The organism is Sphingopyxis sp. Root1497, assembly GCF_001427085.1.
In the GTDB taxonomy this organism is placed as follows: domain Bacteria; phylum Pseudomonadota; class Alphaproteobacteria; order Sphingomonadales; family Sphingomonadaceae; genus Sphingopyxis.
Window position 1 is genome coordinate 167797 of the sequence record NZ_LMGF01000005.1, and the last position, 15923, is coordinate 183719.

The 15923-nt window shown below is 67.0% G+C and carries 18 protein-coding genes; 6 read left to right on the plus strand and 12 right to left on the minus strand.

Annotated features, from left to right (window positions below):
- Nucleotides 1–5: 5 nt before the first annotated feature.
- The 5 genes from ASD67_RS15205 to ASD67_RS15220 form a co-directional block, all read right to left on the minus strand.
- Nucleotides 6–935, minus strand: coding sequence for an alpha/beta fold hydrolase (locus ASD67_RS15205; protein ID WP_056348970.1), 930 nt, complete (start codon nt 933–935; stop codon nt 6–8).
- Between the two features lie 4 nt (nt 936–939).
- Nucleotides 940–1131, minus strand: coding sequence for a helix-turn-helix transcriptional regulator (locus ASD67_RS15210; protein WP_056348973.1), 192 nt, complete (start codon nt 1129–1131; stop codon nt 940–942).
- Nucleotides 1128–1541 (minus strand): hypothetical protein, encoded by a 414-nt coding sequence (locus tag ASD67_RS15215; protein ID WP_056348976.1) that lies wholly within the window; start codon nt 1539–1541, stop codon nt 1128–1130. Before ASD67_RS15215 ends, ASD67_RS15210 begins: the two co-directional genes overlap by 4 nt.
- Before the next feature lie 3 nt (nt 1542–1544).
- Complete coding sequence (locus ASD67_RS23140) at nt 1545–1718, minus strand: hypothetical protein (RefSeq protein ID WP_156377736.1); 174 nt, start codon at nt 1716–1718, stop codon at nt 1545–1547.
- A 112-nt stretch (nt 1719–1830) separates the two neighbouring features.
- Nucleotides 1831–2232 (minus strand): MerC domain-containing protein, encoded by a 402-nt coding sequence (locus ASD67_RS15220; RefSeq protein WP_056348979.1) that lies wholly within the window; start codon nt 2230–2232, stop codon nt 1831–1833.
- A 146-nt stretch (nt 2233–2378) separates the two neighbouring features.
- Between ASD67_RS15220 and thrS the strand changes: the two genes are divergently transcribed.
- The 3 genes from thrS to ASD67_RS15235 are packed head-to-tail and all read left to right on the plus strand — an operon-like array spanning nt 2379 to nt 6003.
- Nucleotides 2379–4382: a threonine--tRNA ligase gene (gene thrS, locus ASD67_RS15225; protein WP_056348984.1), complete on the plus strand. Its 2004-nt coding sequence runs from the start codon at nt 2379–2381 to the stop codon at nt 4380–4382.
- A complete protein-coding gene (locus tag ASD67_RS15230) occupies nt 4379–5245 on the plus strand; it encodes a metallophosphoesterase (protein ID WP_235535694.1) in 867 nt (288 codons plus the stop codon). Before thrS ends, ASD67_RS15230 begins: the two co-directional genes overlap by 4 nt.
- A complete protein-coding gene (locus ASD67_RS15235; RefSeq protein WP_056348986.1) occupies nt 5242–6003 on the plus strand; it encodes a sulfite exporter TauE/SafE family protein in 762 nt (253 codons plus the stop codon). Before ASD67_RS15230 ends, ASD67_RS15235 begins: the two co-directional genes overlap by 4 nt.
- On the opposite strand, the gene ASD67_RS15240 is transcribed toward ASD67_RS15235, so the two are convergent.
- The gene (locus ASD67_RS15240; RefSeq protein ID WP_056348989.1) at nt 6000–8501 is read right to left on the minus strand and encodes an ABC transporter permease; all 2502 of its coding nucleotides are present in this window, start codon (nt 8499–8501) and stop codon (nt 6000–6002) included. The genes ASD67_RS15235 and ASD67_RS15240 overlap by 4 nt on opposite strands.
- On the minus strand, nt 8501–9217 hold the full coding sequence (locus ASD67_RS15245; RefSeq protein ID WP_056351973.1) for an ABC transporter ATP-binding protein: 717 nt from the start codon (nt 9215–9217) through the stop codon (nt 8501–8503). The genes ASD67_RS15240 and ASD67_RS15245 overlap by 1 nt, the downstream gene beginning before the upstream one ends.
- A 16-nt stretch (nt 9218–9233) precedes the next feature.
- On the opposite strand from ASD67_RS15245, the gene ASD67_RS15250 reads away from it, so the two are divergent.
- On the plus strand, nt 9234–9947 hold the full coding sequence (locus ASD67_RS15250; RefSeq protein ID WP_056348992.1) for an arylesterase: 714 nt from the start codon (nt 9234–9236) through the stop codon (nt 9945–9947).
- Nucleotides 9948–10051: 104 nt separating this feature from the next.
- On the opposite strand, the gene ASD67_RS15255 is transcribed toward ASD67_RS15250, so the two are convergent.
- Nucleotides 10052–10702 carry an MOSC domain-containing protein gene (locus ASD67_RS15255; protein ID WP_056348995.1) on the minus strand — a complete coding sequence of 217 codons (651 nt, stop codon included), beginning with the start codon at nt 10700–10702 and terminating at the stop codon, nt 10052–10054.
- A gap of 135 nt (nt 10703–10837) precedes the next feature.
- Between ASD67_RS15255 and ASD67_RS15260 the strand changes: the two genes are divergently transcribed.
- A complete protein-coding gene (locus ASD67_RS15260) occupies nt 10838–11902 on the plus strand; it encodes a L,D-transpeptidase family protein (protein ID WP_056348998.1) in 1065 nt (354 codons plus the stop codon).
- A gap of 255 nt (nt 11903–12157) precedes the next feature.
- Here the strand turns inward: ASD67_RS15260 and ASD67_RS15265 are convergent, their stop codons facing one another.
- From ASD67_RS15265 to ASD67_RS15280, 4 genes are all read right to left on the minus strand, one after another.
- Nucleotides 12158–12616, minus strand: coding sequence for an outer membrane protein (locus ASD67_RS15265; RefSeq protein WP_056348999.1), 459 nt, complete (start codon nt 12614–12616; stop codon nt 12158–12160).
- 149 nt (nt 12617–12765) lie between these two features.
- Complete coding sequence (rlmN, locus tag ASD67_RS15270) at nt 12766–14010, minus strand: 23S rRNA (adenine(2503)-C(2))-methyltransferase RlmN (RefSeq protein WP_056349002.1); 1245 nt, start codon at nt 14008–14010, stop codon at nt 12766–12768.
- Nucleotides 14011–14087: 77 nt separating this feature from the next.
- Nucleotides 14088–14432 (minus strand): hypothetical protein, encoded by a 345-nt coding sequence (locus ASD67_RS15275; RefSeq protein ID WP_056349005.1) that lies wholly within the window; start codon nt 14430–14432, stop codon nt 14088–14090.
- Nucleotides 14433–14666: 234 nt separating this feature from the next.
- Entirely contained in the window at nt 14667–15410 is a 744-nt protein-coding gene (locus ASD67_RS15280) for an SDR family oxidoreductase (protein WP_056349008.1), read from the minus strand.
- A 114-nt stretch (nt 15411–15524) separates the two neighbouring features.
- Between ASD67_RS15280 and ASD67_RS15285 the strand changes: the two genes are divergently transcribed.
- A complete protein-coding gene (locus tag ASD67_RS15285) occupies nt 15525–15917 on the plus strand; it encodes a winged helix-turn-helix transcriptional regulator (protein ID WP_056349011.1) in 393 nt (130 codons plus the stop codon).
- The last annotated feature ends 6 nt before the right edge of the window (nt 15918–15923 follow it).

Sequence of the window (15923 nt, forward strand, 5' to 3'; positions counted from 1 at the left end):
TTCTGTTATTCCCCCAGAAACCCATCCACCGCCTTTGCAAAAGCCTCGGGCTGGTCGAGCATGATGAAGTGGCGGCTGCCCGTCACCATTTGCGCCCTGAACGTCGCCAGCCCGGCATATTGCGGTTCGAACGCCGCCTTCGCGCGCGCCGCGGGCATCGCGCTGTCGTCCTGCGCATAGAGCAGGGTCACCGGGGCGCTCACCGCCGCCAGTTCGCCGCGCATGTCGGTGGTCATCACGTCGCGAAAGACCTGCGCCACGACGCGCGGGTCGGCCTCGCGCATCCAGCCGGCGATCGCGGTGCGTCCGGCCGCCGTGTTCGACATACCGCCCGCCATGCTCGCCGGTCCGGGGTCGACGACCGGCCCGGTCGGTGCGGGCTGGCCATATTGCGCGCGCATCATCGCCGCCATCTGGTCGGCCTGCGGCGTCACGCTGTCGATCGTCGCAGCGGGATTGAAGAGCAGCCCGATGAACGGCACCGCGTCGACGATCATCAGCCTGCCGACCTCCTGCGGTGCGCGCGCCGCGACCATCAACCCGGTCAGGCCGCCCATCGAATGGCCGATCACCGCCGGTGCCGGGCGCCCGGCATCGGTGATGCAATCGTCGATATAGTCGGCGACTTCGGTCACCACGCCGTCCAGCACCGGGCCTTCGGCATTGACGCCGGCGTCGTCACCGAAACCACGAATCTGTACAAGGTGCAGGCGGTATTTTCCTTTCAGCCGCGCGGCGGTCGCGTTCCATACGGCGCGCGGGCTCGACAGGCCGGGGATTAGCACGACATCCGGACCTTCGCCCTCGACCAGCACGGTGATGCGTTTGCCGTCATTGAGGCCCGCGGGACATGCCTCGGCGGCCTCGGCGCGCGCGCCGATGAGCAACGCGATCCCCAGGATGAACGGGGCGGCGACGGAAAAGCGATGTTTCATGGCTTCAATCTCTCTGGAAAATCTCTTCGATGCGCATCTCGAACAGGTCGGCGATGCGAAAGGCGAGGGGGAGCGAGGGGTCGTATTTGCCGGTCTCGATCGCGTTGACCGACTGGCGCGACACCTCCAGACGCTCGGCGAGGTCCTGCTGGCTCCAGTCGCGCTCGGCGCGCAGGACCTTCAGGCGGTTCTTCACGGACAGGCCCCGCTGTCGCCCAGCGTCAGCCGGTTGAACAGCGCGCCGACACCGAGGCCGAGGCACCAGACGGGAAAGACCCAGAACAGCGGGATGCGCGGCACGTCGGTATAGAGTTCCAATATGCCCCAGGTCGCGGTCAGCGCGAGCGTCAGCCCGGTCGCGACCAGCGCCTTGCGCACCTCGAGCATCCGGACATATTCGTCCTTCAGCTCGGTGAAATAGCGGCCGATCGCCCAGATGAAGCCGAGGATCGCGAGGCCGGGGACCAGCGCGATGCCGACGGTCAGCGGCGTTGCCGTCGCGCCCTTGGGGATGATCGCGCTCGCGGCGAAGATCGCGGCGACATAGGCGATCGAGACGGGGATCATCCGGCCGATATAGCGGCGCTGCGCGGGATTCATCGCCATGGCTCAGGCCGCCCGGGCGCAGCGGTGGCGCGATCCCGCAAGGGTCGCGACCATCACCAGCGGCAGCACGGTGACGAGCATATTGGCCGTCGCCGCCGGAACGATCCCCGCCGCCCCGGCGAGCGCGATCAGCAGGATGGCGATGGCCCAGGGCAGGGCACGAATCATTTGCGGCATTGGTCAAGCTCCCTTGTTATTAAGTCAAGGAACATTGACACCATGAGTCGTCTTTGTCAAGCAACATTGACATAATGACAAGGTCGCTATGGACGGACTGCGCCGGCCCGGTTCAGATGTGATGGCTCAACCGCCAGTTGGCGAGGTGCGCGCCGGCCAGCGCGAGCGCACCGATCGAGGTGAGCAGCCGGTCGGTGACGGCGGGATCGGCGAAGCCCATCCAGCCTTCGTGCGCCGCCAGCCCCAGCGCGAGGAGGCCGAGCCCCGCCGCCGCGGCCAGTGGCGGGGCGATGCGACCGTGCCGCCGCCACCCGGCTCGCATCGCCGCGAAGGCCGCAGGCAGCGCGAGCGTCAGGATCGCGGCGTGCGTCCATTCGGGCAGCGCGATCCAGTGGCCGAGCGCGGGAGCCAGGAGGAGCAACATCGGCAGTGCGAGACAGTGAATCAGGCAGGTCGACGACAGCGCCAGGCCGATCAGGTCGGCGAGGCGCGGGCGCGCGGCGGAAAAGGACATGAGGCGGCTTTCGCGGGAGGTCGGTGCCGCTAGATAATGATACAATGTAACATTGCAAGCCCGATTGCGAATCCGCCCCTTGCCGCTCCTATCGCATACTGGCAAAGGGGCGCTGTTTTACCCCGCCAGAAAGGCCGATTTTCCCGATGTCCCAGATGATCCGCGTCACCCTTCCCGATGGCTCTGCCCGTGAAGTCGCGCGCGGGACTACCCCGGCACAGATCGCCGCCGACATCGGCCCCGGCCTCGCCAAGGCCGCGCTCGCCGCGAAGATCGACGGCGAACTGCGCGACATCATGCGCCCGCTGGAGGAAGACACCAACCTGTCGCTGGTCACCAGCCGCGACGAGGCCGACGCGCTCGAACTCTTTCGCCACGACTTTGCGCATGTCCTCGCCGAAGCGGTGCAGAACCTGTTTCCGGGCACGCAGATCACCTTCGGCCCGTCGACGGGCGACGGCTTCTACTACGACTTCGCCCCGACCGCCGAGCATGGTCCGTTCCGCGACGACGAACTGCCGCTGATCGAGGAGGAGATGCGCAAGATCATCGCCGCCGACCTGCCGCTCACGCGCGAAGTGTGGGACCGCGACAAGCTCATCGCCAAATGGGCCGCCGAGGGCGAAAGCTTCAAGGCCGAATGGGCGCATGAACTGCCCGAGGGTGAGGAACTTACCGTCTATCGTTCGGGCGACGGCTGGATGGACATGTGCCGCGGCCCGCACTTGGCCTCGACCGGCAAGCTCGACCCCGCCGCGTTCAAGCTGACGCGCGTCTCGGGCGCCTATTGGCGTGGCGATCAGAAGAACGCCCAGCTCAGCCGTATCTACGGCACCGGCTGGCTCAACAAGAAGCAGCTCGCAGAACATCTCGTCCGGCTCGAGGAGGCCGCGAAGCGCGACCACCGCAAGATCGGCCGCGAGATGGACCTGTTCCACCTCCAGGAAGAGGCGCACGGCAGCGTCTTCTGGCACCCAAAGGGCTACCGCATCTACCGCGAGCTCGAGGCCTATATGCGCCGCGCGATCGACGGCTCGGGCTATCAGGAGGTCAAGACCCCGCAGGTGATGGACGCGCGCCAATGGGAGCAGTCGGGCCACTGGGGCAAATATCGCGAGAATATGTTCGTCATCCCCGACGAGGTGCCGAACATCGAGGACGAGGGGCCGATCGTCTCCGACGACGCCGAGTGGATGGCGCTCAAGCCGATGAACTGCCCCGCGCACGTCCTGATCTTCCGCCAGGGGATGAAGTCGTATCGCGATCTGCCGCTGCGCATGGCCGAAATGGGCTGTTGCCACCGCAACGAACCGCACGGCGCGCTGCACGGCATCATGCGCGTGCGCCAGTTCACCCAGGACGATGGCCATATCTTCTGCCGCGAGGACCAGATCGTCGACGAAGTGCGCGATTTCTGCGCGCTGCTCGACCGCGTCTACAAACAGCTCGGGTTCGAGAAATATGCGGTGAAGCTCGCGCTGCGCCCCGACATGCGTTTCGGCACCGAAGAGATGTGGGACAAGGCCGAGGCCGAACTGCGCGAAGCCGTCGAGCGCGCCGGCATGGCGACCGAGGAATATGGCTGGGAAGAACTGCCGGGCGAGGGCGCCTTCTATGCGCCCAAGCTCGAATTCCACCTGACCGACGCGATCGGCCGCACCTGGCAGTGCGGGACGATCCAGTCCGACCGCGTGATGCCCGAACGTCTCGATGCGAGCTATATCGGCGAGGATGGCGAGCGCCATCGCCCGGTGATGCTCCACCGCGCGATCCTTGGCACCTACGAGCGCTTCATCGGCATCCTCATCGAACATTTCGCCGGCCGCTTCCCGACCTGGCTCGCGCCGGTGCAGGCTGTTGTCGCGACGATCGTGAGCGACGCCGACGCTTATGCCAAGGACGCGGTGGCACAGCTCGTCGCGGCGGGCATTCGCGCCGAAAGCGACGTCCGCAACGAGAAGATCAACTACAAGGTCCGCGAACACAGCCTCGCCAAGGTTCCCTACCTGCTGGTGGTCGGCAATCGCGAGGCCGAGGAAGGCACGGTCGCGATCCGCACCCTCGGTCAGGACGGCCAGCGCATCATGCCGCTCGCCGATGCGATCGCGATGCTCAAGGGCGAGGCGACCCCGCCCGACCTGCGCGGTTGAGCGCGGCGCCAAAGCGTCGGCCGCGCCGGTGGCTGCGCTGGCTGATGCTGCTGGCGTTGATCGGCGCCGCGCTGGTCGGCAAGGGGCTGTGGAACGCGTCGCGCGATCCGATCGTGCGCACCGCAACGCTGGCGCTCGCCGACTGGCCGGCGGGCGAACCGCCGCTCCGGGTACTGCTGATCTCCGATACCCATGTCGCGGGTCCCGACATGCCGCCCGAACGGCTGCGCGCGGTCCTGCGCCGGCTGAATGCGCTCGATCCCGACCTGATCCTGCTCGCGGGCGATTTCCACAGCGGCAAGACTCTCGCGACGCGCCATTACGCGGCCGCCGAACTCACCGCGCCCTTCGCCGAGGCGAAAGCGCGGCTCGGGGTGGTCGCGGTGCTCGGCAACCATGATTACTGGTTTCAGCCCGAACCGATCGCGAAGGGACTGGAAGCCGCGGGCGTCACCGTACTGCGCAATGGCGCGGTGCGGCGCGGGCCGCTGATCGTCGGCGGCATCGATGACGAGGTCACCAACCACGCGCGCCTCAAGCGCGCCTATGCCGCGATGGATGCGCTCGGCGGCGGACCGCGCATCATCGTCAGCCACAGTCCCGATATCGTCCCCGACCTGCGCGCGCCGGTCGATGCCGTGTTTGCCGGCCACACCCATTGCGGCCAAATCGCGCTGCCGCTGGTCGGCGCGCTCAGCTACGCGTCGAAATATGGCGACCGCTTCGCCTGCGGCGACATGACCGACCATGGCCAGAAAATCTTCGTCGGAGCGGGGCTGGGCACCAGCATCTTGCCGCTGCGCTATGGCGTCCCGCCCGACGTGTGGCTGGTGACGCTGGGGTCCAAGGCCGCGCCGCGATGACCGGCTCTTGGCACGCGATCGGGCTGTCGCCTTTGCTTTTCGCCATCGCTGCCGCGATGACCTTCGGCGCAGCGCTGGTGCGCGGCCTCACCGGGTTCGGCATGGCGATCATCCTCGTGCCGCTGCTCGGCATGATCGTCGCGCCGGGCGAGGCAGTGGTGCTCGGCATCATCCTGCAACTGCTGATCGGGCCGGTCGGCTTCAGGCGCATCGCCGCCGATGCCGACCGCAGCAATGCGGTGCCGATCGCGCTGCTCGCGATGCTCGCCACCCCGCTCGGCATGCTTGCGCTGAAGGCGGTGACCCCCGACGTCGCGCGGCTGCTGATCGCCGCGGTCGCGATCGGCGCGTTCCTGGTCCTGTTCCTGCCGCAGCATCCCGACGGCCACAGGCCGGGGCGCGTCGCGATCGGCCTGACCGGAATATCCTCGGGCATTCTCACCGGCTTCGCCGCGATGCCCGGCCCACCCGTCGTGCCCTTCTACCTGCGCCAGCGCATCGTCCCCGCGGTCGCGCGCGCATCGATGATGCTGATCTTCTTCGCGACCGCGATCGCCGGAACGCTCGCGTCGCTGTGGCTCGGCCTCGCGACGCACAAGCTGTTCTTACTGGCGCTGCTGCTGTTCGTGCCGATGTGGCTCGGCGACCACCTCGGCACCCGCGCTTTCGGGCGGGTGCCCGATCGGATCTGGCGCAGCATCGTCGCGGTCGTGCTGGGTCTCGCGGCGGTGTCGGCGGCGGTGCGGTTGCTGGGCTAGAGGCTGCGCAAGGCACTCGCCGGGCGCACCGAGAGCAACGGCCAACTCCCCGCGATCCCGATCAGGAACGCCAATCCCGCCCCGCCGAGCAGGGTCATCCCGACCACGAACGGGTCGGGCGCGAAGGTGAAGTCGAACAGCTGGGTCACCACATACCAGCCCGCCGCCAGCCCGATGCCGAGCGACAGCGCCGCGAGGATCAGCGCCAGCACCGCATATTCCAGCCCCTGCGCCCCCAATATCTGCCCGCGCGTCGCGCCCAGCAGTTTCAGGATCACGCTGTCATACACCCGCCGCTCGCGGCTCGCCGCGATCGCGCCGATCAGCACCGCGATGCCGGCGAGGATCGCGATGCTCGCCGCCGCCGCGATCGCCTGGCTCATCTGGGTCAGCAGGGTCGTGACCTGCCCGATCACGTCGCGCACCGCGATCAGCGACGCCGACGGGAAGGCGCGCGGAATACTGCGCGCCAGCTCCGCCTCGGCCGCCGGCGGCACCGCGACCGTCGCGACCATATTGTGCGGCGCCGCGTCGAAGCTGCCCGGCGAAAAGACGAGCACATAGTTCAGCCCGAAATTGTCCCACTCGACGGTGCGGAACGACGCGACCTTGCCTTGCACCTCGACCCCCAGCACATTGACCGACAACGTGTCGCCGATCTTGAGCCCGAGAGAGGTCGCGACCTCCGCCTCGACGCTGACCAGCGGCGGTCCCTTATAGTCGGCGGCCCACCATTGCCCGGCGGTGAGTTCACTCCCGTTCGGCAGGGTGGTGCTGTACGTCAGCCCGCGGTCGCCGCGCAGCACCCACGCACCCTCGGGCAGTTCGGCGAGTTCGTCGACGCGCTGCCCCGCATATTCGGTGACGCTGCCGCGCAGCGCCGGGATCATGTTGACCTCGGCGTCGGGCGCCGCCTTCGTGACCATCGCGCGAAATTCGGCGGCACCATCGCGCGGGATGTCGAGCACGAAGAAACTCGGCGCGCGCTGCGGCACGGTGCGTGAAATTTCGGCGGTGATGCTCGTCTGGATCGCCGCGAGCGTCACGAACAAAGTCAGCCCCAGCCCCAGCGCCACCACCAGCGCCCCCGTCGCCGCACCCGGCCGGTGCAGGTTCGCGACCGCCAGCCGCAGCAACGGCTGCTTCGGCCGCGGCGCGAGGCTCGCCGCCTTGCGCACCAGCCAGCCGATGCCGACGAGCAGCAGCAGCAATCCGGAGGCGGCGCCGACAAAACCGAGCGCGAACAAAGGCTCGCGCGCCGTGCCGACCGCGAGCGCGATGATCGCCGCGAGCGCGGTGCCGACCGCGAAGATCGTGCGTTTCTCGGGCCGCGCCATGCCGTCGATCGTTGCGCGAAACAGCCCCGCCGCCGGCACCTGCCGCGTCGCCGCGAGCGGGGGCAGGGCGAAAGCGATCGCGATGAGCAGGCCGTACGCCGCGCTGATCAGCAGCGGCAGCGGATAGATCGCGATCCCCGGCTTCACCGGCAAAACATCGCCCGCGACCGCCGATATCGCCGCGGGCGCGAGCGCGCCGACGACGAGGCCGGCGAAGATCGACACCGCCGCGACCGCCAAAATCTGCAGACCGTAAATGCGCATCACCGTGCCGCTGTCGGCGCCGAGCACCTTCAGCGTCGCCAGCCCCGGCCGCTTGCCCGCAAGATAGCTGGCGACGCCATTGCCGACCCCGATCCCGGCGATCACCAGCGCCGCGAGCCCGACCAGCGACAAAAACTGCCCCATGCGTTCGATGAAGCGCCGCGTTCCGGGCGCGCCATTGCTGCGGTCGGTGATCTCCCACCCCGCTTCGGGGAATTGTCCGGTCAGCCTTTTGCCGACCGCCTCGGGATTGGCGTCGTCGGGCAGGCGGACGCGATATTTGCTCTCGTAGAGGCTGCCCGGCTGGATCAACTGCGTCGCCGCGAGATCGTTCAGCCCGATGATCGCCACCGGCCCCAGCGTAAAGCCTTCGCCCAGCCGGTCGGGCTCCTCGGCGATGATGCCGTCGATGCGGAAGCTCTTGTCGCCGAACTTCACATCCTCGCCGACCTGCAGGTCGAGCCGCGACGCGAGGTCAGCGCCGACCCAGATCGCCCCCGCCGGCGGCGGCCCGCGCCGCGCGCCGCTCTCCAGCCGCATCGTGCCGTACAGCGGATATTCGCCGTCGACCGCCTTCAGTTCGGACAGCAGAGCATCGCCGTCCGGCGCATTCGCCATCGCGCGCATCCGTACCGTCGCCGACGCGTCGCCGGCACCGCGAAACGCCGCCATTTCCTGCGCCGTCGCCTGCCGCTGTGGCAGCCCGAATTCGATGTCGCCGCCGAGGATCGTCTGCCCGCGCGTCTCGAGTTCCGAGGTGATCCCGCGCGTCAAACTGCCGATCGCCGCGAGGGTCGCGACGCCGAGGAACAGGCACACGGCCAGCAGCCGCAGCCCGCGAATCCGCGCCGCGAGGTCACGCCGCGCGATACGCCAGAGCGAGGCAAGAGGGAGCATCAGCGCGGCGCCTTGCCGGCGCGTTCCTCGTCTATCCGCCCGTCGTGCATCACCAGCACCCGGTCGCAATGCTCGGCGAGGTCGGGATCGTGGGTGATGACGAGCAAGGTCGCGCCGAGTTCTTTGCCGCGGGAGAAGAGCAGGTCAACGATCGCATGCCCGGTCGCAGTGTCGAGATTGCCCGTCGGTTCGTCGGCGAACAGGATCGCGGGTTCGCCCGCCATAGCGCGCGCAATCGCGACGCGCTGTTGCTCGCCGCCCGACAATTGCGCGGGATAATGGGTCAGCCGGTGACCGAGGCCGACGGCCTCCAGTTCGGCCGCCGCGCGCCCGAACGGATCGGCATGGCCGGAAAGCTCCAGCGGCACCGCGACATTTTCCAGCGCGGTCATCGTCGGCAACAGGTGGAACGCCTGCAACACGATCCCGATCCGGCCGCGCCGCGCGCGCGCCAGCCCGTCCTCGTCCAATGTCGTGAAATCGGCGCCCGCGACATGGATCGTCCCGCCGCTTGCGCGTTCCAGCCCGGCGAGCACCGCCATCAGCGAGCTTTTGCCCGACCCCGACGGCCCGAGCAAAGCGACCGATTCCCCCGCGGCGACGCGCAGGTCGATGCCGCGCAAAATTTCGACGGGGGCCTTGTCGCTGCCGAGCGTCAGCGTCACATTATGGGCGGCGATCGCGGCGTCGGCCGGCGGTCGGGAAGGTTCGGTCAAGAAGGGACCCTTTGGAATGATCAAGGCCGGATGGCGCTCGTTTGCAATATATGGTTTCGGACTCGCGCTTTGCCAACCGCTCGCGGGTTGCGGATCGGCGGAAAACCCGGCGGCTTCGACGAAGGATGCCAGTGCTTCGACCAAGGTCGCCGCGATCCCCGCCGACGCCCCGCTCGTGATCGCCTTTGGTGACAGTCTTTACGCGGGGTACCAACTCGGCCCCAAGGAAGGCCTCGCACCCCAGCTTCAGGCCGCGCTTGCCGCTGACGGCACGCCCGCGCGCGTCCAGAATGCCGGCGTTTCGGGCGATACCACCGCCGCCGGCCTGCAGCGCCTGACCTTCGTGCTTGACAATGCCAAGGTGAAACCCGCGCTCGTCCTGCTCGGGCTCGGCGGCAACGATATGCTGCGCGGGATCCGGCCCGCCGAGACGCGCGCCAATCTCGACGCGATGCTCGCCGAACTGAAGAAACGCGGCATCCCGGTCGTCCTCACCGGCATGATGGCTTCGCCGAACATGGGCAGCGACTATGCCACGGCGTTCAACCCGATCTATCCCGACCTCGCCGCGAAATATGGCGCCAGCCTCTATCCTTTCATCCTCGACAATGTCGTCACCGACAAGACGCTGATGCTGGGCGACAATGTCCACCCCAATGCCAAGGGCGTCGGGGTGATCGTCGAGGGCCTGGCGCCGCTGGTCGAGGACGCGCTGCCCGACGCGAAATAGGGGCCGCTTCCAATATCGTCGTCATCCCCGCGAAAGCGGGGACCCAGGGGCGGGATAGCACAGCACTGGGTCCCCGCTTTCGCGGGGATGACAAGGGGGGAGGATCAATTGCCGAGCAGCTTGCTCGCCCGCACCCGCCAGGTTTCGGCCAGCACATCCATCTCCGCCAGCTCGCGCAGCGCCGCGGGTTCGCGCTTGCCCGCGCCGCCGATCAACAGCCCGAACACCCGCGCGACGCTCCAGTCGGGCAATGGACGTCCGACCAGTTCCAACCGGTCGCCCGCCATGACCAGGCCGTCTTCGACCACGCGATAATACCAGCCGCTGCGCTGCGTCCTGACCACCGTCGCGGGCACGCTCGCGACCCCAAAGCGATGACCGAGCTTCCAGCACGGCTGGCGCCCCTGGCTGATCTCGACCAGCGCGCTGCCCAGCCGGTAACGGTCGCCGATGCACGCTTCCTGCTCGACCAGCCCCGCGGTCGAGATATTCTCCCCGAACGCGCCGGGCGCACCAAGCAGTTCATGATCGTCCAGCGCGTCCGCCCACCAGGCATAATGATCGCGCGGATAATGGTGGATCGCCTTGTCGGTGCCGCCATGGACGGTGAGGTCGGCCTGCTCGTCGCCCGCGATGCCCAGCGGTCCGACCCGCAGCGGCCCGGTGACGGGGGTTTTGGCGATCGCGCTCGGCTCGCCCTCGTCGCCAAAGACGCGCGCCTTGCCGGTCAGCACCGCGTCGATCGCATAGTCCATGCCGCCCTCCTGTCGCGTCGCCCGGCCTCCGCGCTAGCGCCGCAGCAAGGAGCAGACAAGCCGGGCCGGTACCCTGCCTTGCATCCATCGCGGGCGCACGACGTTGGTAAGCCGAACCCGTCACAGGAGCATCGCGTGAAAATTTTTGCCTGTTTGCCTGCCTTTATCCTCATTGCCGGATGCAATTCTCCCTCCGAAAGCCCGAATGACAAACCCGCCGAGCGCGCCGCTGCGGCCGATTCCGGCACGCTCCGCTTTACCGATGCCAAGGCGACGACGCCTTTCGCCGAACCGCCGGTCCTGCGCGCGCAGGTGATCCTCGCCCAGCTCGGCTTTTCGCCGGGGGTGATCGACGGCAAGGAAGGGCAATCCTATGTCGCGGCGCTGCGTGGTTTCCAGGCGGCGCACGATCTCGACGAAAGCGGCAAGCTCGACGACGCGACGCTCGCGAAGATGCAGCAGTGGAACAATGTCGCCGCGATGCGCCTCGTCGTCATCCCCGCCGCTTTCGCCGCCGGGCCCTTCGTTCCCGATTTTCCCGACGATGCCGCCGATCAGGCGAAGCTTCCCGCGCTCGGCTATCGCAATCTGATGGAGGCGCTCGCCGAACGCTTCCACACCACCCCCGAAACGATCGTCGCGCTCAACACCCCCGAAACGCCGGTCGGGGCGGGGAAGGTCCTGCGCGTGCCGAACATCCCCGACGTCGACCCGCTGGCGCCCGCCGACGACGCGCGCGGCTGGGGCGCGACCTTGCAGAAACTGGGCGTCGCCGCGACCCAGCCAGCCGCGGACAAGCTGGTCGTCGACAAGAGCGAGGGCGTGCTCAAGGCCTATGACGCTGACGGAAAGCTCATTGCTTTATTTCCGGCGACGATGGGCAGCCACCGCGACCCGCTGCCGATCGGGACATGGAAGATCCAGGGCGTCAGCCGCAATCCCGATTTTCACTATAATCCCAAGCTGTTCTGGGACGTCAGCGAGAACAAGGAGGCGCAATTGCTGCAACCCGGCCCCAACGGTCCGGTCGGGGTCGTCTGGCTCGACCTCAACAAGCCGCATTATGGCATCCACGGCACCAATGAACCCCACACCATCGGCCGCGCCGAAAGCCATGGCTGCGTCCGCCTGACCAACTGGGACGCCGCGCGGCTTGCGCAGATGGTCAAGCCGGGGACGGCGGCGGTGTTCCAGAACTGACGGCAGTCCGTTTGCTTCCTGCTCGTCACCTCGGACTTGATCCGGGTGACGAAAGAGGCGTGTTCCCCGGCGAAAGCCGGGGCCCAGAGCGGTAGAGAGCCGGCGTCGCGTTGTGATGCCCCGGACCCCGGCCTTCGCCGGGGAACAGATTGCATATGTCCGCAACCGCCCCAAACCCGCCGTCCCCGCTTACCCCCAACGAAAAAGGGCGGCCCCGCGGGGCCGCCCTTCCTGTTTCATTCGGTTTCCGAAAAATCAGAAAGCGAAGCCGACGCCGGCGACGAAGCTGTCGAAGTCGCCGAAGTTGCTGACGAACTGGTGGCGATATTCGACCTTGCCGTACACGTTCGAACCGAACTTGTGCTGGTAGCCGGCACCGACATAGGGATCGTCGATGTCGCTGAAGGTGTAACCACCGGTGGCGTACAGCTTGCCGCTCGTGCCGAGCTTGGCACCGATGCGGCCGCCGGCCGAGAACTGGACATCCGCGCCATCGACGAGGACCTTGTCGCCGGCGACTTCGGCGCCGACGAACGCGGTGCTGCCGAGGTCGAAATCATAGCCTGCTGCGAGGCCGAGCGTGCCTTCGTCGATCCCGTTGCCGGTGATCAGGCCGCCGCGAACTTCGACATGGCCTTCGCCGCCTTCGGCAGCGAACGAGGGGGTTGCGACAACGGCCGAGAGGAGAGCGGCTGCAACTGCGAATTTCTTCATTTTGTTTTCCTTTATCAGTGACGGGACGCGTCCCTTGGAACGCGACCCGCCGCCTAAATGGCGTTTTCGGCTGTCGCTTCAATGAACGGATCATTCAGATTGTGACAATTTTCTTACCTGTGTTGTTTTTGCAACACAGGGGAGGGCTGTCAGCCCAGTGCGGCCTGCTTCTCTTCCGCGATGCGGTCGAGTTCGGCGCGCGTCGGCTTGGTCGCGGCGCTTTTCAGCTGCCCGCACGCTGCCATGATGTCGCGCCCGCGCGGGGTGCGGACCGGCGCCGAAATCCCGCTCTTGAAGATCAGGTTGCTGAACGCGCGCACCCGCTCCGGCGTCGAACATTCGTACATGGCGCCGGGCCAGGGGTTGAACGGGATCAGATTGACCTTGGCGTGCAGCCCATATTCCCGGATCAGCCGGACCAGCTCGCGCGCATCGTCGTCGCTGTCGTTCTTGTCCTTCAGCATCACATATTCGAAGGTGATCCGCCGCGAATTGCCGGCACCCGGATAGTCGGCGCACGCCTGCAGCAGTTCCTCGATGCCATATTTGCGGTTGAGCGGGACGATCTCGTCGCGGATTTCCTTCGACACCGCGTGCAGCGACACCGCGAGGTTGACGCCAATCTCTTCGCCCGCGCGCGCCATCATCGGCACGACGCCGCTCGTCGACAGCGTGATCCGGCGCCGCGACAGCGCGAGGCCGTCGCCGTCCATGACGATCTTGAGCGCGCCCTTGACCTCTTCGAAATTATACAGCGGCTCGCCCATGCCCATCATCACGATGTTGGTCAGGATGCGGCCGTCGGCGGTATAATGACCGCCTTCGTCCTCGTCATCGTCCTCGGGATCGGGGCCAAAGCCGGCCATCGTGCCCTTGGGCCATTCGCCGAGTTCGTCGCGCGCCAGCATCACCTGCCCGACGATCTCGCCCGCCGCGAGGTTGCGCACCAGCCGCATCGTGCCGGTGTGACAGAAACGACAATTGAGCGTGCAGCCGACCTGGCTTGAGACACATAATGTTCCCCGATCGGCGTCGGGGATGAAGACCATCTCATATTCCTGGCCGTCGGCGGCGGCGAGCAGCCATTTGCGGGTGCCGTCGCTCGACACCTGCGCCTCGCGCACCGTCGGGCGGCCGATGATGAAGCGGTCGGTCAGCCAGGGGCGCATCGTCTTGGCGATGTCGGTCATCGCCTCGAAATCGGTGACGCCGCGGTGATAGATCCAGTGCCAGATCTGCTTGGCGCGCAGCTTCGCCGCCTTGGCGTCGAGCCCCGCCTCGACCAGCACGCCGCCGATCGCGTCGCGGGTCAGCCCGACGAGGTCGATGCGGTTGCCGCCGCGCAAGGGGACGGTGCCCGTGGTAACGGGGTCGATATGGCCGGGGATCTGCATGATCGCGGCCCTATAGGGCGGAAGCCGCGTTTAGGCAATGACAAGCCCCTCCCCGTCGGGAGAGGGGCGGTGTGAGGTCAATGCGCGCGCGTCTCGCCCAGCGCTTCTTCGAACTGTTCGAGCGGGCCGACATGCTCCGCGGGCGGTTCCCCGGGGCATTTCGGGAAAATCGCGTCGAGCCGGCGTTTCAGCGTGTCGTCAAAGGTCGGCTGGTTCGAAATTCGGGCATTGCTGACGGTCAGTTCGGAGCGGATCGCGCCCTTGATCCGTTCGAGCGCGTCGGGGTTCAAGATCCCGGCATTGAGCAATTCCTCGCACAGCTGGATCAGCCCGACCGTCGTCGCATGCGCGCGCAGGCCGATGAAATCGAGCGTCCGGTGCCGCTCGCGGGCTTCCGCATCACAGCGGCTTACTACAGTCATTCCGGCATCTCCCTCTCCATTGCCGTTGCGACCGAACGGCGCGCCGTGAGGGCGTCTTCCGTATCGTTCGGGGACGATCATGCGCCAATGGGGGAGGGGGGGCAAGCGCTTATGTAACTAAGTGTCCCATTCGGAGTGCGAAACACCCTCGTCATTGCGAAGAGCGAAGCGACGCGGCAATCCGAAGTGCGCGTCGCTCCGGATTGCTTCGCTTCGCTCGCAATGATCTGTGGCCTACAGCGACTTCAACATCCCCAGAACCGCGGGGACATTCCCGTTCGCCTCGGCATTGCGCAGCGGCAGGACATTCTGCACCAGGATTTCCGCAGGCGTCGGTTCGACCGCGAACAGGCTCATCACCTCGTCGGCGAACTCATCGAGCGGCATATAGCCCTCGCGCGTCGACTGGCCGGGGGTCAGGTCGGTGCGCACCGCGGGCGGTGCCAGTTCGATCACCTCGACCTTGCCCTCCAGCTGGATGCGCAGCGCCACCGAATAGCTGTGCATCGCCGCCTTGGTCGCCGAATAGGTCGGCGCCTTGGGCAGCGGCACGAACGCCAGCCCCGACGTCACATTGATGATCGCGGCATCCTGTTGCGCCGCCAGATGGTCGACCAGCGCGTCGGTCAGGCGGATCGGGCCGAGGATGTTGGTGACGACGGTCGCCTCGGCCTGCGCCAGGTCGCGCTTGGCGCTGGCATCCTCGGCGCTCATGATGCCGGCATTGTTCACCAGGATATTGAGCGCGGGAAAGCGCGCGACGATGTCCTTGGCGAAGGCCGCGATTGCATCGGCATCGGTGACGTCGAGCGTCACCGCCGCCATGTTCGCCCGCCCCGCGATCGCCGCGTCCAGCTTCGCGGCGTTGCGCCCGGTGATGATGACGCGGTTGCCCGCGTCGTGCCAGCGCTGCGCGAGCGCCAGCCCGATGCCCGAGCCGCCGCCCGAAACGAGGATGGTGTTGCCGGTGGTTTTCATGGTCTGTCTCCTTGGGGGATGGTGAGAAGACCCAAATACGCCTATACTCTCCAAAAGAAAGAAGGCACCCTAAAGTGCCATAGTTACCCAAAAGAGAGATTTGGATTTTCCGCCATGCCCGCGCCTGAAAAAATCGTCTATGATCCCGATGCCCCGGTCGATCCGCGCGTCGAAACGCTCGTCAACGAGCTGATCGGCCGAGTCGCCGACAAATGGACCCTACTCGTTCTCGAGGAGCTGGAGGATCATGGAACGTGCCGCTTCACCATATTGTCGCGCCGGGTTTCCGGCATCAGCCAGAAGATGCTGACCCAGACCCTGCGCGCGATGGAGCGCGACGGCCTTGTCGTGCGGACGGTGCATCCGGTCGTCCCGCCGAAAGTCGAATATTGCCTGACCGACCTCGGCCACAGCTTGGGCGAAGCCTTTTGCGGGGTGTGGGCCTGGGCCGAAGCCAATCTGGAAAAGGTGGCAAGCGCGCGGTCGACGTTCGACGCGCGGGGATAAGCCGGG